The organism is Cobetia sp. 1AS1 (genome assembly GCF_029846435.1).
Classification (GTDB): Bacteria; Pseudomonadota; Gammaproteobacteria; order Pseudomonadales; family Halomonadaceae; genus Cobetia; species Cobetia amphilecti.
In genome coordinates this window covers 1-21,074 of sequence record NZ_JARWKU010000008.1, presented here as the reverse complement: position 1 = coordinate 21,074, position 21,074 = coordinate 1, and the positions used below count along the sequence as shown (strand labels likewise).

Annotated in this window: 19 protein-coding genes; 7 read left to right on the top strand and 12 right to left on the bottom strand. The window is 63.7% G+C overall.

Annotated elements, in window-relative coordinates:
- Positions 1–41: 41 nt before the first annotated feature.
- Complete coding sequence (locus tag QD280_RS13065; RefSeq protein WP_279839573.1) at positions 42–1,016, bottom strand: LysR family transcriptional regulator; 975 nt, start codon at positions 1,014–1,016, stop codon at positions 42–44.
- Between the two features lie 204 nt (positions 1,017–1,220).
- Here QD280_RS13065 and QD280_RS13060 point away from each other — a divergent pair, with 204 nt between their 5' ends.
- On the top strand, positions 1,221–2,540 hold the full coding sequence (locus tag QD280_RS13060; protein ID WP_279839572.1) for an MFS transporter: 1,320 nt from the start codon (positions 1,221–1,223) through the stop codon (positions 2,538–2,540).
- 141 nt (positions 2,541–2,681) lie between these two features.
- On the opposite strand, the gene msrA is transcribed toward QD280_RS13060, so the two are convergent.
- Positions 2,682–3,359, bottom strand: a complete 678-nt coding sequence (gene msrA, locus QD280_RS13055; RefSeq protein WP_279839571.1) for a peptide-methionine (S)-S-oxide reductase MsrA — start codon at positions 3,357–3,359, stop codon at positions 2,682–2,684.
- A 296-nt stretch (positions 3,360–3,655) separates the two neighbouring features.
- Here msrA and QD280_RS13050 point away from each other — a divergent pair, with 296 nt between their 5' ends.
- From QD280_RS13050 to QD280_RS13030, 5 genes are all read left to right on the top strand, one after another.
- The gene (locus QD280_RS13050) at positions 3,656–5,878 is read left to right on the top strand and encodes an FAD-dependent oxidoreductase (RefSeq protein ID WP_279839570.1); all 2,223 of its coding nucleotides are present in this window, start codon (positions 3,656–3,658) and stop codon (positions 5,876–5,878) included.
- A gap of 67 nt (positions 5,879–5,945) precedes the next feature.
- The gene (locus QD280_RS13045; protein ID WP_279839569.1) at positions 5,946–7,229 is read left to right on the top strand and encodes an ABC transporter substrate-binding protein; all 1,284 of its coding nucleotides are present in this window, start codon (positions 5,946–5,948) and stop codon (positions 7,227–7,229) included.
- On the top strand, positions 7,205–8,968 hold the full coding sequence (locus QD280_RS13040; RefSeq protein ID WP_279839566.1) for a hypothetical protein: 1,764 nt from the start codon (positions 7,205–7,207) through the stop codon (positions 8,966–8,968). The genes QD280_RS13045 and QD280_RS13040 overlap by 25 nt, the downstream gene beginning before the upstream one ends.
- A 59-nt stretch (positions 8,969–9,027) precedes the next feature.
- Complete coding sequence (locus tag QD280_RS13035; RefSeq protein ID WP_192837458.1) at positions 9,028–9,669, top strand: CDP-alcohol phosphatidyltransferase family protein; 642 nt, start codon at positions 9,028–9,030, stop codon at positions 9,667–9,669.
- Between the two features lie 95 nt (positions 9,670–9,764).
- Positions 9,765–10,463: a DUF3047 domain-containing protein gene (locus tag QD280_RS13030; protein WP_279839564.1), complete on the top strand. Its 699-nt coding sequence runs from the start codon at positions 9,765–9,767 to the stop codon at positions 10,461–10,463.
- Positions 10,464–10,653: 190 nt separating this feature from the next.
- Here QD280_RS13030 and QD280_RS13025 read toward each other — a convergent pair whose 3' ends face one another.
- Complete coding sequence (locus QD280_RS13025) at positions 10,654–11,136, bottom strand: peptidylprolyl isomerase (RefSeq protein WP_043333860.1); 483 nt, start codon at positions 11,134–11,136, stop codon at positions 10,654–10,656.
- A gap of 493 nt (positions 11,137–11,629) precedes the next feature.
- Here QD280_RS13025 and QD280_RS13020 point away from each other — a divergent pair, with 493 nt between their 5' ends.
- The gene (locus QD280_RS13020) at positions 11,630–11,914 is read left to right on the top strand and encodes a hypothetical protein (RefSeq protein ID WP_043333859.1); all 285 of its coding nucleotides are present in this window, start codon (positions 11,630–11,632) and stop codon (positions 11,912–11,914) included.
- Positions 11,915–12,044: 130 nt separating this feature from the next.
- Here QD280_RS13020 and QD280_RS13015 read toward each other — a convergent pair whose 3' ends face one another.
- From QD280_RS13015 to QD280_RS12975, 9 genes are all read right to left on the bottom strand, one after another.
- A complete protein-coding gene (locus tag QD280_RS13015; RefSeq protein ID WP_107336769.1) occupies positions 12,045–13,022 on the bottom strand; it encodes a lipid A deacylase LpxR family protein in 978 nt (325 codons plus the stop codon).
- A 542-nt stretch (positions 13,023–13,564) separates the two neighbouring features.
- On the bottom strand, positions 13,565–14,068 hold the full coding sequence (locus QD280_RS13010) for a glycine zipper 2TM domain-containing protein (RefSeq protein WP_279839563.1): 504 nt from the start codon (positions 14,066–14,068) through the stop codon (positions 13,565–13,567).
- Positions 14,065–14,238, bottom strand: a complete 174-nt coding sequence (locus tag QD280_RS13005; protein ID WP_153636430.1) for a hypothetical protein — start codon at positions 14,236–14,238, stop codon at positions 14,065–14,067. Before QD280_RS13005 ends, QD280_RS13010 begins: the two co-directional genes overlap by 4 nt.
- A gap of 319 nt (positions 14,239–14,557) precedes the next feature.
- Complete coding sequence (aceA, locus tag QD280_RS13000) at positions 14,558–15,868, bottom strand: isocitrate lyase (protein WP_279839562.1); 1,311 nt, start codon at positions 15,866–15,868, stop codon at positions 14,558–14,560.
- A 197-nt stretch (positions 15,869–16,065) separates the two neighbouring features.
- Entirely contained in the window at positions 16,066–16,836 is a 771-nt protein-coding gene (locus QD280_RS12995; RefSeq protein WP_279839561.1) for a hypothetical protein, read from the bottom strand.
- A gap of 338 nt (positions 16,837–17,174) precedes the next feature.
- A complete protein-coding gene (locus QD280_RS12990; protein WP_279839560.1) occupies positions 17,175–17,606 on the bottom strand; it encodes a GNAT family N-acetyltransferase in 432 nt (143 codons plus the stop codon).
- Positions 17,603–18,847 (bottom strand): cupin domain-containing protein, encoded by a 1,245-nt coding sequence (locus QD280_RS12985; protein ID WP_054555618.1) that lies wholly within the window; start codon positions 18,845–18,847, stop codon positions 17,603–17,605. Before QD280_RS12985 ends, QD280_RS12990 begins: the two co-directional genes overlap by 4 nt.
- A 268-nt stretch (positions 18,848–19,115) precedes the next feature.
- The gene (gene purB / locus QD280_RS12980) at positions 19,116–20,483 is read right to left on the bottom strand and encodes an adenylosuccinate lyase (protein ID WP_107336139.1); all 1,368 of its coding nucleotides are present in this window, start codon (positions 20,481–20,483) and stop codon (positions 19,116–19,118) included.
- A 150-nt stretch (positions 20,484–20,633) separates the two neighbouring features.
- On the bottom strand, positions 20,634–21,074 hold a 441-nt coding region (locus QD280_RS12975; RefSeq protein ID WP_279839558.1), incomplete at its 5' end, for a DUF489 family protein.

Sequence of the window (21,074 nt, the reverse complement as noted above, 5' to 3'; positions counted from 1 at the left end):
GGGTGTTGTCGTTTCTGAGCCCCGGTAAATGTCAGCCACTCTCAGGAAGGGGGATCCAGCGCAGTGCTGCTTGCCTGATCATTAGCGCTCAAGGCGACCGGGGTGGGCCTCCCGGCTGCCGAGTGTTCAATGACGAAATCGACCAGCGCCTGCTCGGCACGCGACAGGCCGCGCTCGCGGCGCCAGGCGAGTGACAGCTCAAGCCAGGCGGGCTCATCGAAGGAGACGGCGGTCAGGTTATTCTCTTCACGGTCGTCCTCGACCACACGCTTGAGGAAGGTGGTGATCCCGAAGCCGCGCGCGACGATCGCCTTGTTGAGGGCGATCAGGTTCGATTCGAAGGCGATGCTCGGCGCGAGACCATGTTGGCTGGCCAGGCGCTCGATGAAGTCGCGATGGAAGTAGCCGCGCTTGAAGACCACCAGCTCCTCGGCGAAGAACTCCTCGACGCTGATCTGCGTGCGGGCGGCCAGCGGATGATCGTTCGCCAGGCAGACCACCATTTCCTCGCTCAGGAAGTGGCGTCGAATCAGGCCGTGGGTGTCGGTGCCGAGCTGATCCTCAACGATGACGCCCAAATCCAGCTCGGCATTGTCGATCATCCGGCGCAGGCTCAGGGTGCCGCCCTCGATCACGCTGAGCTTGATGTCGGGATAGCGTGCCTTGAATGCCATCAACAGCGGCGGGAAGTAGTAGGAGCCGAGCATCGAAGAGACGCCGATGCGCACCTCGCCCTTGATCAGTCCCTCGAGCTCCGCCATCGCCAGTGCCGCGCGCTGTGCCTGTTGCAGAAGGGGCCGGGCATGCTCGAGCAGCGTATCGCCGGCCGGTGTCAGGCGCAGACCGCGTGAGCCCCTGACCAGCAGTTGCGTGCCCAGCCGGCTTTCGAGCCCGGCGATCGACTGGCTGACCGCTGACTGGGCCAGGCTGAGTGCCTGAGCGGCAGTGGTGAAGCTCTGGTGCTCGACGACACTGACGAATATCTCCAGTGCACGCAGATCGAAGGGCAGTTTCATCGCGGGGTCCTGTTGATCGTGAGGTGCTTTTCAGCGCGGAGTCCTTTATCAGCGCAGCTTCCTCTCGGCGCAGTTTGCGACATCCCTGTGTCGCCACGGCCATCAGCTTTGCTGATGGTCAGCATCATGTCGAGCTATTTTACTGATGCGAGCGCGCGGCGCAGACTGGCGCCATCCCCATGCTTGATTGAGTGCAGGTACCTGATGGCTTCATCGCTTTCCGCGTCTTCTTCCCCCGATTCCGCCGCCTCGGTCTCTACCGCGCAGTCCGAGCTGCCCGAGCCGCTCAAGGCGCGCGGGCGTGACTGGCGGCGCATGACCCAGGCACTGTGTCTGGGCTCCTTCGTGGTCTTCATCAACCTCTATCTGGTGCAACCGCTGCTGCCGCTGCTGGCGACGGATCTGGGCCTGAGCTCGCTGCAGGCGAGTCTGTCCCTGTCGGTGAGCACCCTGACGCTGGCCATGGCACTGCTGGTGTTCGGTCCGCTGTCCGATGCGCTGGGCCGGCGGCGTATCCTGCTGTGGACCCTGGCCGGCGGGGTGGCCTGTTCAGGACTGGCACTGTTCGCCGAGGGCTTCTGGTCGCTGTTGGCGGTGCGCGCGCTGCAGGGCTTTCTGCTCGGCGGCCTGCCGGCGGTGGCAGTGGCGTACATGAGTGATGAGATGGAGCAACCCGCCTTGATAATGGCGGTGGGGCTCTACATCAGTGCCAATTCGCTAGGCGGCATCTCGGGGCGGGTCGCGGGGGGCGTGATAGCGGAGCACTGGGGCTGGCAGGCCAGCTTCGCCGCCATCGGCGGCGTCAGCCTGCTGGTGCTGGGGGCGTTATGGCAGCTGCTGCCGCGCCAGAGACGCTTCGTCGCCCAGCCGCTCAAGCTGAGCAGCATGCTGGCAGGTCTGGGGCGCCATCTGCGCAACCCTCGTCTGTGGCCGGTGTTCCTGCTCGGTGGGCTGAATTTCTTCATCTTCGTCAATCTCTACAGCTACATGACCTTCCGGCTGAGTGAGGCGCCCTGGTCGCTCAGCAGTCAATGGCTGGGGCTGTTGTTCCTGACCTATCTGGCGGGCACCTTCGGCGCCTCCCAGTCTGGCCGGCTGGCACGGCGTCTGGTACCGGGAGGTGCGGCTGAGGACGGTGAGGCCGCGCTGGCGATCGCTCAGCGACGCGGACAGGCGCTGACCATGATGCTGGGCACCGGCATCGTGATGCTCGGCACGCTGCTGACGCTGAGTCACTCGCTGATCGGCATGTTGATCGGCCTGAGCCTGAATGCCTTCGGCTTCTTCCTCGCGCATGCCACCGCCTCGGCCTGGGTCGGACGCAATGCCGAAGGCGCGCGGGCCAGTGCCAGTGCGCTGTATCTGACCGCCTACTATCTGGGCGCGAGTCTCGGCGGCTTCTGGCTGGAACCTTTCTGGCAGGCTGCCGGCTGGCCCGGGGTGGTGGCCGCCAGCGTACTGGTGCTGGCGGTGACCTTCTCGCTGGCGATCCTGTGCTGGCGCCGGGCTACCACGCAGTATTGAGCCTGAGAGCAGGGCTGATGGAAGTTCAGAGAGCAGGGCAGACCGCAGAATAGAGAGCAGAGCACGCAAATCAGAGCATGCAAACGACAACGGCTCGCCAGATGGCGAGCCGTTGTCGTTCAAAGGGCCTGGAGGGCGAGATCAGTGCGCGGGCGTGTCGTCACCCCAGATCTCTTCCAGACGATCATCGCGGCCACAGCCGGCGCGGTAGAAGCGATAGCGCACCGGATTCTTCTTGTAGAAGTCCTGATGGTAGTCCTCGGCCGCATACCAGGGCCCTGCGGCCTCGATCTCGGTGGCGATGCCTTCGGGGAATCTGTCCTTCAGCGCATCGCGACTGGCTTCGGCGGCGTCACGCTGGGCCTCATCGAGGGGGTAGATGCCGCTGCGGTACTGGGTGCCGGCATCGCAGAACTGGCGGTCCACCGCGACCGGGTCGATGTTGTGCCAGAAGACCTCCAGCAGGGTGTCGTAGCTGACTTTATCCGGCTCGTAGACCACCTTGACCGCTTCGGTGTGCCCGGTGCCGCCCGATGAGACCTGCTTGTAGGTCGGATTGTCCTGTTCGCCGGCGGTGTAGCCGGAGGTGGTCGAGATCACACCGTCAAGCTTGTCGAAGGGGCCTTCCATGCACCAGAAGCAGCCACCGGCGAAGATGGCGACTTCCTGGCCCTGAGCGACACCCTCGGCGACGCCCTTGGGCGCGGTCTGCGGGTCGAAGGCATGGGCGTGGCCGACAAGCAGCAGGCCGCCGAGCAGGCTTGCCAGTGGCGTGAGACGTCTGAGCGCAGGGAAGGGGATTCGCGTGTATCGGGTCATGGTGTCTCCGGGAAAGGCGTCATTCCTTCGAGATGAGTACACGGAAATCTCCATGTCTCGGTGAGCCGTGAGGTGACTGGCGCTGTTGAGTCCTCACTGCCTGTATAGGTTTCTACGCGAATAAACGTGGGATGGATGCGAACATGCAGAATGAAACGTTACCGTTGTCGTGATCAAGCCACTGCCATTCACCCCGCTACGCGAATCTGTGCATCCAGTCAGCGACATGCCTCGTAAGGACACGGTACATCCCAATGACATGCCCATGACGGCAGGAATCGAAAAGGAAATCGCCAGTGAATAAACGCAAGTTACTGCTTCTGGGCGCCATCGTCGCTGCCATCGTGGTGTTCTTCGCCAGCGGGGCACAGGACTACTTCACTCTGCAGAGCCTCAAGGCCAGTCAGTCCGAATTCCAGGCGTTGTTCGCGGAATCACCGTACAAGGTCGCGGGTACCTTCTTCGTCGTCTACGTGGCGATGGCGGCGCTTTCACTGCCCGGTGCAGCATTGCTGACGCTGCTGGGTGGCGCGCTGTTCGGCTTCGGCTGGGGGCTGTTGCTGATCTCCTTCGCCAGCACCATCGGTGCGACGCTGGCCTTCCTGATTTCCCGCACTCTGCTGCGCGAGAGCATCGAGAAGCGCTTCCGCCGTCAGCTGGAATCCCTCAATCGTGGCGTCGAGCGCGAAGGTGGCTTCTATCTGTTCACGCTGCGCCTGGTGCCGGTCTTCCCGTTCTTCATCGTCAATCTGGTGATGGGCCTGACCCGCATGCGCGTGGTCACCTTCTACGTGGCAAGCCAGCTGGGCATGCTGGCGGGCACTGCCATCTACGTGAACGCCGGTCGTGAGCTGGGCCAGCTGGAATCCCTGTCCGGCATCCTGTCGCCGGGACTGATTGCCTCCTTCATCGCGCTGGGCCTGTTCCCGCTGATCGCCAAGAAGATCGTCGGGATGCTGCGCAAGCGCAAGCAGCAGGCGGGCTTCACCAAGCCGAAGAGCTTCGACTACGACATGGTCGTCATCGGTGCCGGTTCCGCCGGCCTTGTCACCAGCTATATCGCCTCCGCCGTCAATGCGCGTGTCGCGCTGATCGAGCGGCACAAGATGGGCGGCGACTGTCTCAATACCGGCTGTGTGCCCTCCAAGGCGCTGATTCGTGCCGGACGTGCGGCCCATGAGATCCGTCAGTCCGCGCGCTTCGGGATCACCGCCAACGAGCCGGAAATCGATTTCGCCAAGGTGATGAGCCATGTGCATGACGTGGTCGAAAGCGTCGAGCCGCATGACAGCATCGAACGTTATGAAGGCCTCGGCGTGGAAGTGCATACCGGCAGTGCCATGCTCAAGACGCCCTGGGAGGTGGAAGTCGATGGCCGCGTGCTGACCACGCGCAACGTGGTGATCGCTACCGGTGCCCGTCCGCGTGTGCCGGCCATCCCGGGCATGGAATTGATCACGCCGCTGACCTCCGAGAACCTGTGGGACCTCAAGGAACAGCCCCGGCGTCTGGTGGTGCTGGGTTCCGGCCCCATCGGCATGGAGCTGGGTCAGAGCTTCGCGCGTCTCGGCAGCCAGGTCACCATCATTGAGGGTGCGCCGCGCGTGATGCCGCGCGAGGACGAGGAAGTCAGCACCTTGATGCATGAGCAGCTGGCCGGTGAGGGCGTCGATCTGCGCGTCAATTCCACCGCCACGCGTATCGAGGTGCTCAAGGGCAAGGACGGCGAGCCGATGCGTCAGCTGGTGGTCAGCTCTCCCGAAGGCGAGGAAAGCTGGATCGAGTTCGATGAGCTGCTGGTGGCCATCGGTCGCGAAGCCAATGTCGAAGGCTTCGGCCTCGAGGCACTGGGCATCGCGGTTTCCGAGCGTGGCACCATCGATGTCTCCGAGTCGCTGCAGACCCTGCAGCCGAACATCTGGGCATGCGGCGATGTGGCCGGCCCCTATCAGTTCACCCATGCGGCGGGTCACCAGGCGTGGCACGCCGCGGTCAACGCGCTGTTCGGTGGCCTGAAGACCTTCAAGGTCGACTACCGTATCATGCCGATGGTCACCTACACCGAGCCGGAAGTGGCACGTGTCGGCCTCAACGAGACCGAAGCCAAGGCCCAGGGTTACGAGTACGAGGTCACCCATTACGCGATGGGTGAGAGTGATCGCGCGCTGGCCGAGCGAGCCACCGAAGGCTTCGTCAAGGTGCTGACCGAGAAGGGGCGTGATCGCATCCTCGGCGTGACGCTGGTCGGTGCCTCGGCAGGGGAGTGGCTGGCCGAATTCACCATGGCGATGAAACACGGCATCGGTCTCAACAAGATCCTGTCCACCATCCATCCCTATCCGACGCTGTCCGAGGCCAACAAGGCCGCGGCGGGCATGTGGAAGAATGCCCACAAGCCGGAAGGCGTGCTCAAGGTGCTGGATCGTTACTTCACCTGGCGCCGCAACGGCCGCTTCGAGCCGACCAAGACCCTCAAGGCAAACCCTGCCGAGCGGTCTGTGGCTGTCGAAAAACAGTAATTGCTGAATCATGCCGCGGGCCTGCAGGTGCAGGGTCGCGGCATTTTTCCATCAGGAGAAGCCCTTCATGAAGACGAATCATCTGGCGGGTCGCCGTCGTGCCTTGGCGCTGATGGGCGGCTCGCTGGTCTTGCTGGCCGGTGTCAGTGCCAGTCCCTGGGCCGCTTCTCTGGCGTATGCCGCCGACGCGCAGGCCGGGCGCCCGATGCCTGAACTCGCCTCGCTCGAGTGGCAGGTGATCGCCGAGCGCGCGCGCGGTCAACGTATCGACTTTCATGCCTGGGGCGGCAGTGAGGCGACCAACGCCTATCTGCGCGACCAGGCCGAGACAGCGGCGGGGCAGCATGGCATCGAGGTACGCCACGTCAAGATCGCCGATACCGCCGAGAGCGTCTCGACCCTGCTGGCCGAGAAGGCGGCCGGGCGCCGCGACGGCAGCATCGATGTGATCTGGATCAACGGCGAGAACTTCCGTGCGCTCAAGCAGGCCGAGCTGGTGTGGGGGCCCTTCGTCGAGCATCTGCCCAACAGTGACTATCTGCTCGAGGAGATCGGTGCGCGCGATTTCGGACTCGCCACCGATGGTCTGGAGGCGCCCTGGGGGCGTGCGCAGCTGATCTTCATGTACGACACCGCGCTGCTGGAATCGCCGCCGCGCTCCATGCAGACGTTGCTGGAGGTGGCCAGAGAGCATCCCGGGCGCGTGACCTATCCACAGCCGCCCAGCTTCCACGGCACCACCTTCCTCAAGCAGGCCTTGATTGAATTGATGCCAGTGGAGCAGCGCGAGGTGCTGGCATCTCCCGTGGCGAGTGATGCCCAGTTCGCTGAGGTGACCGCACCGCTGTGGGACTATCTCGATGCACTGCATCCCCTGATGTGGGCGCAGGGCGAGCGTCAGCCAGCCGGTGCCGAAGAGCAGATGAAGTTGCTCGCTCAGCGCAGCGTGTGGATCGCGCTGACCTTCGTGCCTCAGGAAGTGGCCAATGCCCGTCAGGAGGGGCGGCTGCCACCGACCATCGAGCCGTATATCCATGACGGCGGCACTCTCGGCAATGTGCACTATCTGGCGATTCCGGCCAGTGCACCGCACAAGGCCGCAGCACTGGTGTGGATCAATCAGTTGATGTCCGCCGAGGCCCAGGCCGCCAAGGCCGACCCTTCACGCTGGGGCGATGACACTGTGCTGGATGTCGCCCGCCTGCTGCCGCAAGAGCGCGCCGCCTTCGAGGCCTTGCCGCAGCTGCCCGGCAGCATGTCGCCAGAGGCCTTGGGCACACCACTCAGCGAGCCACACCCGAGCTGGACCGATGCGTTGGAGGCCGAGTGGGCGCGACGCTATCGCAACTGACGCAATGGGTCGCTGACCGCTGGCGTGTCGCCCCCGCCACTGGTCACGCACCGCTGACGCCCGCTCGCGTGCTGCGCTGGGGCGTCTTGCTGTTGCTGCTCGGCCCTACGGCGCTGGGGCTGGCCGGACTGGTCGCACCGGCCTTCGGGCTGTGGCCGACGCTGGGCTTCGAGGAGGTCTCGGCGGTCGCCTGGCAACGCTGGTGGGCCTTGCCCGGGCTGGCGGAGGGCTTTCGGCTGACGCTGGTCAGTGGCCTCGGCGGCACGCTGCTGGCGGTGCTGCTGACCATGGGGTGGGTCTCGGCGGCCGCCGGGACTCGCTTCGGCGAGCGCATGGAGCGCCTGCTGGCCCCGATACTGGCGATGCCGCATCTGGCGCTGGCGCTGGGGTTGCTATGGCTGGCCGCCCCGAGTGGCGTGCTGATGCGCCTGCTGCTGGCGCCCTTCGAGGTGCTGGTACCGCCGCAGTATCCGCTGCCGGATGCCCACGGCATCTCGCTGGCGGTCGGTCTGGCGCTCAAGGAGGCGCCATTCTTGATGCTGATGGCGCAGACGGCGCTGTCACGCCTGCCGGTCACGGCGCAGCTGCAGGCAGGTCAGGCGCTCGGCTACAGCATCCCTCAGCTGCGCTGGCGCATTCTGATGCCACAGGTGATGCGCGCCATCGCCTTGCCCATCGGCGCGGTGCTGGCCTATTCGCTGGCGGTGGTGGATGTGGCGCAGGTGCTGGGGCCGACGCGTACGCCGACGCTGGCGGTGCGCCTGATCGAGCTGTGGCGCGACAGTGACCCGTCGGCGCGCCTGCCGGCGAGTGTCGGCGCCCTGATGCTGGCCCTGCTGGTGATCGGGATGATGGCGCTTGGCGCGGCGCTGGGACGCGCTCTGCTCGCCTGGCATCGCGACTGGGTACTGAGCCATCACCCGGCGCGCGCAAGCCGTCTGGCGCTGGCGAGCGAAGCCCTGTTCGGGCGTGTCGCGCGCGGAGTGCTGGGCGTGGTCACGCTGATCTCACTGCTCGCCTTCGTGGTGATCGGCGTGCAATCGGTGGCCAGAAGCTGGTTCTTCCCTGCGCTGTTGCCGTCTCACTGGGGCTGGGAGAGTTGGCAACAGGCCCTCGCTGGCCTGGGGGATGCCTTCAGCAACAGCCTGTGGCTGGCACTGCTGGTGGCGACGCTGGCCGTCATCCTCAGCGTGGCGGTGTTCGAGCGTGAGCGGGAAAGTGGCCGTCTGCGCGGCTTCGTGGTCTGCCTCTATCTGCCATTGCTGCTGCCGCAGGCCAGCTTCCTGTTCGGCTTTCAGGTCGGTTGGTTGAGCCTGGGGGCCAGTCCCGATTGGGCGGGAGTGGTCATCGGCCATCTGCTGTTCGCCTTGCCTTACGCCTGGCTGACGCTGGCCGGTCCCTGGGCACGCTTCGATACCCGACTCGAGCAGGCGGCACGCCTGCTGGGGCGTTCACGGCTCGAGGTGCTGATCGGTATCCGCCTGCGCCTGATGCTCAGGCCGCTGGCCATCAGCTGGGCAGTGGCCTTCGCGGTCAGTATCGCGCAGTACGTGCCGACGGTGGTGCTGGGCGGCGGGCGTGTCCCGACTCTGACCACCGAAACCCTGGCGCTGGCGACGGGGGCCGACCCGCGCCTGACCGCGGTGGCCGCCTGCCTGCAGGCCTGTCTGCCGCTGGTGGTCTACCTGCTGGCGCGTGCGGTACCTGCCGGGCGCTCGGTCTCGCCGACGCGCGGCTGAGCGCCTGTCAGGTGCCGGAATGACGATGACCTCAACGACTTCATGGGAGTAGATGCAACATGCTGGACAAGTGGACCTCACGCTGGGTACAGCCGCCTCTGAAACGTCTTGCGAAAAGTGCGGCGGCGCGCGGTCTGCATCCGGATCAGTTGACCCTCGCGGGCTTCGCCATCGGCATGCTGGCGTTGCCGTTGCTGGCTTATGGGCATTTCGGGTTCGCGCTGGTCGCGATCCTGATCAATCGGGTGGTGGACGGGCTGGATGGCGCGCTGGCGCGGCATGCCGGCCTGAGCTCCGATGCCGGTGGCTTTCTGGATATCTGTCTTGATTTCCTGTTCTACGCCGCGGTGGTGGTGGGTTTCGCACTGGCAGACCCTGGTGCCAATGCGATGGCGGCGGTGGCATTGCTGTTCGCCTTCGTCGGCACGGGCTCGAGCTTTCTGGCCTTTGCCATCATGGCGGCCAAGCATCAGCTGGAGCGGCCCAATTTCACGCGCAAGGCCTTCTATTATCTGGATGGCCTGACCGAGGGCACCGAGACCATCGCCTTCTTCGTACTGGCTTGCCTGATGCCACAGCATTTCGCGTGGTTGGCGTGGATATTCGCCGCGGCATGCATCCTGACCACGCTGACGCGCGTATGGGGAGGGTATGTCACCTTGCGAGCCCAGGATGAGCATCACAGCACCGACCAGAGTTGATGCGCTGTGAACCTGGCCTTGCTGATGATACGGCTCGTTACCTTTCTCACTCGCCTTGCTCACTTGCCTTGCTCAGGCGCCTCGGAGTCCTGCCAATGAAGATTGCTTCCCGTCAGTTGCCGTCATTCCTGCCCCTGTTCGCGGCAGTCGCCTCCAGCGGCCTGCTGGCGGCGCTACTGCCCTCGGTGGCCCACGCGGCTGACAAGTCCTTCTCGCCTGCGCAGATCCTTGCCTGGGGCGAGAAGACCTTCGAGGGCCAGACGGCCTATCGCGTGGTGGAGCGCGACGGCAGGCCTGCGCTCGAGGCGCGCGCCCTGGGCCAGGCGTCCGCGCGCTATCTGGAGCAGGATATCTCGCTGGAAGAGACGCCCTATCTGAAATGGTGCTGGCAGGTGGATGGCATCTACCCGGGCGTGAACGAGAAGACCAAGGGCGGCGATGACTATCCGGCACGCCTCTATGTGGTCAACAAGACTGGCATCCTGCCGTGGCAGGTCGAGGCCATCAATTACGTCTGGTCCAGCAGCGAAGCGCAAGGCAGCCACTGGGACAACGCCTTCACGGATCGCGCCGTGCTGCTGGCCGTTGAATCCGGCGACGAGAAGGTGGGGCAGTGGGTGGCGGAGGTGCGTGATCTGCGGGCTGATTACGCGTCACTGTTTGGCAGCAAGCCGAGCGAGATTGCCGGACTGGCGCTGATGGCTGACGGTGACAATGCCGGCGGTGATGCCACGGCGCTGTTTCGTGGTCTGAGCCTTTCCAGCGATGCCACGCCGCCCAGCTGCGGTGCCTGATCCGGGAGCCTAGGTCGAGAGCTGGGTGTAATGGGCTGACAAGCGCGCCAAGCCAGTCAGGCCGACACGAAGCCAGACACGAAAAAGCCCCGCGACTGATGACTCAGTCGCGGGGCTTTCGGTTCCGGCCTCCCACAGAGTGGGAGGCGCTCATCCGGGGCGATGCCTCAGATGAGGGAAGAGGCGGAGCTTAGTGCTCCACGCCGCCTTCGCCGTGAACGTGGCCGTGTTCCAGCTCTTCAGCAGAAGCTTCACGCACGTTGGTGATCTGCACGTCGAAGTTCAGGGTTTCGCCGGCCAGCGGGTGGTTGCCATCGACAGTGACAGTGTCGCCTTCGACCTTGGTGACGGTGACCATCAGCGGGCCGCCCTGGGTCTGTGCCTGGAACTGCATGCCAGCTTCGATGTCTTCGACACCCTGGAAGGCTTCACGCGGCACTTCCTGGACCAGGGCTTCCTGGACTTCGCCGTAACCTTCTTCCGGAGAGACGGCAACTTTCAGCTCGTCGCCGGAAGTCTTGCCGTCGAGTTCCTTCTCGAGGCCCGGGACGATGTTGCCAGCGCCGTGGATGTAGGCCAGCGGCTCGCGACCTTCGGAGCTATCCAGCACTTCCCCTTCGTTGTTGGTCAGGGTGTAGTGGAAGGATACGACGGCATTCTGGGCGATTTGCATGATGAGAGCCTTTCGATAGGTATATGAACGTCAATGGTAACGTGCCCCTGAGGTGACTGTCAGGGGGGAAACTGGAAAAAAGCCGCGTATCACGTGGCTCCTGGCCCGCTGATGACATTGCCAGAGAGGCAATCCAGCGCACGTTACCTTGTCTTGAAAGTATAGGTGACGCTCGCAGGCGTGCATTTCAACCCTGAGGCAGGGTTTTTTCTCACCCCCGACGTCATCGGTGAAGAAAGGGGCAAAACGGTTGGATTATCAGGTGTCTGGCGGGGTTGCCCTGTCAGCGCACAGCGGCCTTGCTGCTGGCGGCCAGACAAGGTTGGGGCGATGGCTTGCGAGGGCCACAGGGTCTGGTTACTCTGCCTACTCGGATATTGCGGATTCTGACGCGCGGCCCGAGGTGGCCTCGCTCTGCACACTCTGTCCCGTCGCCTGACGGGAAATGACAACTCAGGCGCCATGCGACCCTATTTTTCAGGAGAGAATTTCGATGACCGTGACATTGATCTGGCTGGTGAGCTTCGCTGCGATCTTCATGCTGTGCTTGAACCGCTGGGAAGGCTCGCTGGGTGCCACCGTCAAGCGTGTCCTGCCGGAGGCTCTGAGCATCGATAGCGGTGACCGCTACGTCTGGGGCGTGGCCCTGGGTATTCTGGGTGCGACCTTCATCGTCAATCCCGTCTCCATGCTGATGGCATTGATCGTGCTGGCGCTGATCGTTCTGATCGGCGGCAAGCTGATCTGCTGGGGCATGAGCAAGGTCAAGATGCACTGATTCAACCAGCAGCAACCTTCCGGGAAGCATGACGTTTCCCGCAGACAGAAAGGCCGGGCTATCTGCCCGGCCTTTCTGTTTCTGCTCATCCATCACGTCTTGTCAGTGCTGCCTGCAGCTGAGTGCCGAGTCATAGCCAGGTCGAGAGCGTCAGCGAGCCGAATTGATCGCTCTCCTGCTGCGTCTCGAATTCGTGGGTGCGCCACACGTTGACGAACGCCAGCTGCCAGCGTTGCCAGCTGAGCGCGAAGCCCAGCTGCAGGTCGCCGACCAGTGGGCGACGGTCCACCGAGGCGCTGTCCTCGAAGCCATTGCCATCCAGCAGCATGTTGTAGGCCATCGCGCGGCCCTCGATATTGGCGAACAGGTACCAGGCGAAGTCACCGTCGGGATGGAAGTACTGACGGCCGCCCTGGGCCGGCGCCACTGTCGGTATCCCGTAGCTGCGGGTCAGCCCCTGGCCGATGCGTACCCCGCCACCGACGCCCGCATAGGTGTAGAGATTGCCCAGCGCCACGGAAGCCGAGGGGCCGTACTCCACCTCCAGCCCCGCGGCCCTGGCCGGCAGCCATAGCTGCGTCTGCCAGCCGGTGCTGATCACCGGCTCGTTGTGCAGCTGGTGATCCCAACCCTCCGGCTCATCACTGCCGGTCAGCTTGTGTACCGCCTTCTGAGCATCCTTGGCGCCCGAGGCCGGGCCGACGATGCCGAGATCCAGATTGAAGGTATCCACCCGTCGCCAGTCATCTCCCTCTTCACCGGCGAACAGCGAGACGCCACCGAACAGGTAGCCCGCGTAGGGGCGGTCATCCTGATCCGGTTGCTCTCGCTTGATGTCATTGGGGGTATAGATCTGCTGCCCGAAGCGGTAGGCCGTGGCGTCCAGTCGCGCCGCGCTGAAGCCCGGCACCCAGTCCGCGAATGAGCGTGACCAGTGCTGCTCTGGTGTCTTGAAGGTGTAGCTCAGCGCAAAGCCGTTGGTGTAATGGCCATCATCGCCGGAGGTGAGAATGTCGTTCTCGACCTTCAATGACAGCACGCCACCCTCGTCCTCGGCTGCCTCCACCATGGGGGCCAATGCCACCGCGCCCAGCATGATCAATGCCATGCCCAGGCGCCGGGTCGAGAAGGCCGGCGCCATCTGTGGGGCGAGGCTTGAGGCGGCGGTACCGCCGGGGCTGTCATTGACTGGACTGGGGTAAGCGCGGGGAGCGTTTCTTGAAGATGACGTGACACAAGACAGCTTGCGGGTGCCTGGGCGAAAACCTGGCGGATGGGCAGTGACGGGACGCATCGCAACTCCTGGGACGGGTAGTTGTGTACAGAGTCAAGTTAGGCTGCAGGCGTATAACTTTGCACAAAAAATCCCGATTTCATAGCCTGTTAATCAATAGGCAATCTGCATATCCCCACTGCGGCGAGCCGTGCCTGTGCGAGATCGAGGGAGGGGATGCGAAGCGAGGGGGGCGTGTGGGAGATGCAGGAGCGCGAGAGGTGTGAGAGAGGCGAGAGAGGCGGGGATGCGTGAGCCAGGCGAGATGGGGGAGAGCGTGGCGGCGTTTCCCGCGCAGGGATGCGACAGGCGCCGCTGAAGGGCGCAGAAACAAAGCGGCTGGCGCCCCGGCAAGGGAGCGTCAGCCGTCGAGAGACTCAGTAAGGCGCGACGCTCAGGTTGGCGCCGTAGCCGACCAGGCGGACACGTTGGCCAACCGAGAAGGCGGTATCGGCTTTCTGGACGACGATGAGGCTGTCGCCGGCATCGCGGCGGACTTCAATCTCGTAGGCGTTGATCTGGTCGACATTGTCAGCGATCGACTTGCCGGCCACGCTACCGCCGATGGCACCCGCGGCGGTGGCGATCGCACGACCGGAGCCGCCGCCGATCTGGCTGCCGAGCAGGCCGCCGACGACCGCGCCACCCAGGCCACCGAGCACGCCGCTGCCTTCATCCTGTGCCTGGATCTGCACCGGGCGCAGCGAGGTGATGGTGCCGTAGCTGACGGACTGTGCGCGCTTGGCCTGATCGCCGGTGTAGACGTTGCCGGAGTAGATGTCGCTGTTCGCGCAGCCGCCAAGCGTCAGCACGCCGAGTGCGATCACGGGCAGCCAGCGGCGTGCGCCAGTCGATCGTTTGTCAGTCAGTGAGAGTGTCATGGTGTGTCTCCTCGCATGATGCGGTGCAGCTTGAGGTTGTGATGGAGAATGCTGAGTGCTGAGAGAGCAAGGCTCAGGTAGGCGATCACTTCCTTGGGCCGCCAGCAGGTTCTTGTCACGACGGGCGTGCGAGAACACTGTTTCTTAACATTATAGACCACGTCGACCATGACGGGTTCCCGACCTGAAACGCTGAGGTGACGCAACTTCTGCACTTCCCGGTCGCGTGAGTGCTACCACGTGAGTTTCGGCCACGTGAGTACCGGTGCATGAGTGCTGCCACGCAAGCACTTCCGCGTGAGCACTTCTTCTTGAGCCATGCCGCGTGAATGTCAGCGCAGGGGCGTTCGTTGCTGATGGTGGACATTCGCGGCGGGCATTCAAGGCGTAAAGCACGAAAAAGCCCGCGTGAGCGGGCTTCGGTCAGTCTGCGGGTGGCACCTCGCGCAATCCTGCCATTGCGAGGTGCCATGCCGCGATGTCAGCGGCCTAGAACTGGTCTTCTTCCGTGGAGCCCGTCAGCGCGGTGACGGAGGAATTGCCGCCCTGAATGACGTTGGTCATGTCATCGAAGTAACCGGTGCCGACTTCCTGCTGGTGCGCCACGAAGGTGTAGCCCTTCTCGGCTGCGGCGAATTCGGCTTCCTGCACCTTCTCGACATAGTGCTTCATGCCTTCGCCCTGCGCATAGTCGTAGGCAAGATCGAACATGTTGAACCACATGTTGTGGATACCGGCCAGGGTGATGAACTGGTACTTGTAGCCCATGTCCGACAGTTCCTGCTGGAACTTGGCGATGGTGGCGTCGTCGAGGTTCTTCTTCCAGTTGAAGGAAGGCGAGCAGTTGTAGGCCAGCAGCTGGTCCGGGTATTCCTTCTTGATCGCTTCGGCGAAGCGGCGCGCCTCCTCGAGGTCCGGCTTGGCGGTTTCACACCAGATCAGGTCGGAGTAGGGCGCGTAGGCCAGGCCGCGGGCAATGGCTTGATCCAGACCGGCATTGACACGATAGAAGCCTTCGTCGGAGCGCTCACCTGTCAGGAACGGCTTGTCGTAGTCGTCGACATCGGAGGTGATCAGGTCGGCGGCATTGGCATCGGTACGCGCGATGACCAGGGTCGGGACACCCGCCACGTCAGCGGCCAAGCGAGCGGCCACCAGCTTCTGCACCGCTTCCTGAGTCGGCACCAGTACCTTGCCGCCCATGTGGCCACACTTCTTGACCGAGGCCAGCTGGTCCTCGAAGTGCACGCCGGAGGCACCCGCACGGATCATGGCGGTCATCAGCTCGTAGCCGTTGAGCACGCCACCGAAACCGGCCTCGGCATCCGCCACGATAGGCGCGAAGTAATCGATGAAGCCGGCATCGCCCGGGTTGGCCCCTTTCTGCCACTGGATCTGGTCGGCGCGGCGGAAGGTGTTGTTGATGCGCTTGACCACGGTCGGCACGGAATCCACCGGATAGAGCGACTGATCCGGGTACATGGCTTCACTGGTGTTGTTGTCGGCAGCGACCTGCCAACCGGACAGGTAGATGGCCTCGATACCGGCCTTCACCTGTTGCATGGCCTGGCCACCGGTCAGGGCACCCAGACAGTTGACGTAGCCCTTCTTGGCATCACCATTGACCAGTTTCCAGAGCTTCTCGGCACCGCGGGTCGCCAGGGTATTGGCTTCCGGAACGGAGCCGCGCAGGCGCACCACATCCTCGGCGGAATAGGGGCGAGTGACCCCTTTCCAGCGCGGATTCTCGGCCCAGTCCTTCTCGAGCGCGGCAATCTGATCGGCACGTGTGTGACTCATGGTGGCATCTCCTGATGGCTTCGTCGTCGGGGCTCAGCCCCTGGCGTGTTGTCCGTGTCTTGTGTCTGTTCGCTTGTCTATCGTCTGGCGGTCGACGCGAGAGCGACGCGTGAAATGGGAGTGTCGGTGCTCTGCATCTTGAGTTGCTGCATGACAGTTTGTTGTTGTTATTGATCTTTCAGGCGTTACCAGTGGAGTCACGCCGTGCGGCAGAAGGCGTCGTCGGTGGCGTTGTCGAGCTCCACTGGCTCAGCAAGTCTGAAGCGAGCCTTGATCACGCCAAGGCAGGCAGTTTCCAGGCCGGGTGCCGCTGTCAGCGTGATGCTGTCCAACCAGGGCATCAGGAAGTACAGGCTGGCTTCCAGCGTGGGTAACGTGCAGTGGCTGAGGGTGAGGGCGATGCGCGGCGGCCTGCCGTCCGGCGCACGCAGCCGTGAGATCAGCTCTCCCCAGCACAGCGCTTCGCGCACGCTGCTGATCTGGGCAATGGCCAGCACCGAATGACGTTCGCCGCGATGCCGCGCGGCGGCCAGGGTCCAGAGGGCCCGGGGGAGCGGGCGGTTGCCCAGCTGCATCCCCGTCACGTCATCGGTGAGGCCGGCAAGCGCCAGCTGGTCAGGCGCGTCCTGCGTCTCGCCAGCTATTGCCGGCTGCACACTGCACTTCAGCTGCCCATTGCACTTCAGCTGCCAGCCGCTGCCCTGTGAGCGCAGTTGCCACTGCTCGCCAGGAAGTTGCCAGCGCTGGTCGCGACTCAGATGACAGATCGTCTGCGCCTGTGCCGCTACCGACTCCGCTGTCTGCGGTGGCAGGAGGTCCTTGAGGGGACGTGCCAGCTTGAGAATCCGCGTGCGGATCTCGGCGTTGTGCCATTGCTCGGCCAGAGCGGCATCCTCAGGCTGCCCGAGTACCTGGTCACCTCTACCGCCCATCAGGGTGGTCTGCGTTCGTGAGTCTGAGGTGAGCATGGGCGAATCTCCTGAAGGCGGTGCCGGATCGGGCAGCGTGTCATGTCGCAGTGCAGCGTAAATGACCTGATCTCTAGCATCGCTCCGAAATTGAGTGCTGTCTTTCATTCCTTGGTCGCATTAAAACGATCGTTTTATACCAGTTTCAACGTTGTGGAATTCTTGCTGGCAAACAGTCGTTTTAATATTTCTCAATGACGTCATGATGTCAGTATTCATGGGCCTTGGGGAATGATGACTTGGTCAAGGAGCGGGTTGTAGCCAGACTACAAGAACATTCAAGGCACAAAAAAACCGGCCCCAAATGGGGCCGGTTTTTGTAAGGCAGACGCTAAAATTCAGTTCAGAATCAAGCGCATGCTGCGGTGCGGTATGCCGGCATCGAGAAACTCGTCGCCGTAAGCCGTGAAGCCGAGGCGTTGATAGAATTCCAGCGCATGGGTCTGAGCATCCAGTAGCACTTCAGCATGACCAGCCTGGCGCGCAGCATCGATGACCGCTTCCATCAGGCGTTGGCCAAGCCCCAGTCCGCGCGCTTCGGAGAGGATGGCGACACGGCCGACATGGCCGTCCGGCAACAGACGGGCCGTGCCGACGGTGCGGCCATCCAGATGCACGAGGAAGTGTTCGCAGGCGTCATCGCGCCCGTCCCACTCTTCCTCCTGCGGTACCTGCTGCTCTTCGATGAACACGACGCGGCGGATCTCGCTGGCCTCGTTGCCCAACGTCTGCCAATCGCCCCGTTCCAGGCTGATCATGGCGTCACTCATTCTTCATCGTCCTCTTCGTCCTGAAGGTCACATTCCAGTATCAGGCTGCCGCGGTTGATCAGCGCCGTCAGCAGGCTGACCACGGCACTGCGATCAAGGTCTGCCGTGGTGTAGTCAAGCAACACCGCGGTAAGGCGCTGATCGGAGGCCAGCGCTTCCGCCAGCGGCTGAGGGGCCAGGATGCCATCGCCATCGACGAACAGCGTGCTGGTGCCATTCTCGCCGTGACGGAAGGCGAAGCGTGAGCCCAGGGAGCGCACCAGTACGCCTTCATCTTCCAGATACTCGACCAGCTCATGCGTCTTGAGGGCCGGTTCGCGGGCGGCGAGCTGCTCCAGATACTTGGGCTGGGTCATGTAGCGACCGAACCACTGCGCCAGCTGGGTCGGGTTGTCCAGCGTGCTGAGCAGCAATTCACGCACACGCTCGAGCGAGGCGTCGTCCAGCTCACCGGCATTGGCGACCGGTGCCATGCCCTGGTCACGGTAGCGCAGCGATTCCGGCAGGCTGGCACCCAGATAGTCGGCGTAGGAGGTGACGACTTCATCGGCGGAAGGCGCACGGAAGCCGACGGAGATGGTCATGCAGTCATCGGACTGGCTGACGCCGTGGTGTGCCAGGCGCGGCGGCACGTAGAGCATGTCGCCGGGTTCCAGTACCCAGTCCTCGCCCGGAGTGACCTCGAAGTGCTTGAGGATGCGCAGGTCGATGCCATCGATGATCTCGGCGTCGTCACCGTGCATGCCGCCCAGCTGCCAATGACGCTGGCCCTGGGCCTGCAGCAGGAAGACATCGTAGTTGTCCAGGTGCGGGCCGACGCTGCCGCCGGTCGGCGCGTAGCTGATCATGATGTCATCGAGGCGCCAGCGCGGCAGGAAGGTGAAGGGCTCGAACAGCGCGGCGACGTCGGGGACGTAATGGTCCACCGCCTGTACCAGCAGGCTCCACTGGCTGTCGTCCTTGGCGTCGAGACGCGCGAAGGTCGCTTCATCGAAGGGGCCGTGGCTGACCTGCCAGGCCTTGTCCGGGCCGTTTTCCTCGACCAGACGGGCTTCGATGCCATCTTCACAGGCCAGACCGGCCAGTTCATCGGCTTCCAGCGGCGTCTCGAAGTCTGCGAAGGCCCCGCGGATCAGCAGCGGCTTCTGCTGCCAGTAATCGCGCAGGAATTCGCGGATGCTCAGGCCGCCCAACAGTGCCAGAGGCGTGTCGGTGTCGCGGGGGGCGGGGGATGTGCTCATGCAGAACCTCTCGAACGCGAACGGCAGCCTGTCAGGTGGCGGCGGTCTCGCGATGACGTCGTTGAAGCCGTGTTGCCGGATGGCAGACGGCGATGCGTTCCATGCCGAGCCTTGAGAGCGTGGCATGTCGTGCCCACTGACGGAGAGCGTCAGTGGTCGTGAATCCAGTGTCATTCAATGTGCAGCGTGCTGCATGCTGTCTAATACGCAATGCATGACGCCGGAGCAGAGGCCCCGGCGTCATCAGACTTGCAGTGACCTGCGCCGCTTAGAGCGCCTTGGCCTGTGCAATGGCGTTGCCGATGTAGCTGGCCGGGCTCAGTGCCTTCAGCTCGGTCTTGACGTCTTCCGGCAGTTCCAGCGTCTCGATGAAGGCGGCGAAACCGGCCTGGTCGATACGCTTGCCACGGGTCAGCTCCTTGAGCTTCTCGTAGGGCTTCTCGATGCCGTAACGACGCATGACGGTCTGGATCGGCTCGGCCAGCACTTCCCAGCTGTTGTCCAGATCGGCGTTCAGACGCTCCGGGTTGGCTTCCAGCTTGCTGATGCCTTTCAGGGTCGCCTGATAGGCGATCAGACCCTGCGCCAGGCCGGTGCCCAGGTTGCGCAGCACGGTGGAGTCGGTCAGGTCACGCTGCCAGCGGGAGATCGGCAGCTTCTGTGCCAGATGGCCCAGCACGGCGTTGGCGATGCCCAGATTGCCTTCGGAGTTCTCGAAGTCGATCGGGTTGACCTTGTGCGGCATGGTGGAGGAGCCGATCTCGCCGGCCACGGTACGCTGCTTGAAGTAACCCAGCGAGATGTAGCCCCAGACGTCACGATCGAAGTCGATCAGGATGGTGTTGAAGCGGCAGATGGCATCGAACAGCTCGGCGATGTAGTCGTGCGGCTCGATCTGGGTGGTGTACGGGTTGAAGGTCAGCCCGAGGCTCTCGACGAAGGTTTCGGCGTTGGCCGCCCAGTCGATGGCCGGGTAGGTGGTCAGGTGGGCGTTGTAATTGCCCACGGCACCGTTGATCTTGCCGAGCATCTCGATGCGTTCGATCTGCGCCAGCTGACGACGCAGGCGCGCGGCGACGTTGGCCATTTCCTTGCCGAGGGTGGTCGGGCTGGCAGTCTGGCCATGGGTGCGCGACAGCATCGGCTGTTCGGCGTGCTGGTGGGCCAGCGCGACGATCGCTTCGGTCACTTCACGCATCTGCGGCAGCAGCACGTTGTCCAGGCCACCACGCAGCATCAGGGCGTGAGACAGGTTGTTGATGTCTTCACTGGTGCAGGCGAAGTGGATGAACTCGGTGACGGCGTTGAGTTCGGCGTTGCTCTCGACCTTTTCCTTCAGGAAGTACTCGACCGCCTTCACGTCGTGGTTGGTGGTGCGTTCGATGTCCTTGATGCGCTGGGCATCCTCGACACTGAACTCACTGACGATGCTATCCAGCACGGCGTTGGCATCCGCGGAGAAGGCCGGCACTTCAGCGATCTCGGCGTGGGCGGCCAGGCGTTGCAACCAGCGCACCTCGACGATGACGCGGGCACGGATCAGGCCGAATTCACTGAAGTGCTCGCGCAGGGCCTCGGTCTTGGCGCCATAGCGGCCATCGACGGGAGACAGGGCGGTGAGGGCGGACAGCTGCATGATGAGAATCTTCCGATGGTGGCAGGACATATCGCGCTGCCGGTTCAAGTGTCTCGGAGCCCGGTTGATGGGCTCCAGCGTTGTTGAAGCGAATTCGGGGGTGAATCTGGTGGCGTCAGGTGACGCGCTGGCGCGAGCGCGGAGGCGGGCTCAGCCCAGCTGCTGCAATGACTTCTTGAGCGCGCTGCGCTGGAAGACCAGCTTCCAGCGACGGCCACCCTGCTGGTCCCACAGCAGGGCGAAGCGCACGCCTGCCAGCAGGGCGCAGCGGATGCGTTCCGGCATCATGCGTTGCTGCAGCAGGCCGGGGTCGCCCTGCACCACGATCCGGTAGCGGAAGGTGGAGAGGGTCTGCTGATAAAGCTCGCCCAGACTTGCGATCACGTTCTCGTGGGTCGGCCCGAAGTGCTCGGCCTGGCCCTGGATGCGGGTCAGGCCCGCGCCCAGCTTGTCCAGCATGTCCGGGTCCTTCTTGAGCTTGCTCATCAGCATCACCAGCGAGAAGCCGTAACGCATCACCACGGGCGAGACCTGGCGACGTTCCATCACCGCACTGACGGTGTCGATGCCGAGCCGCAGGCGGTTATGGTG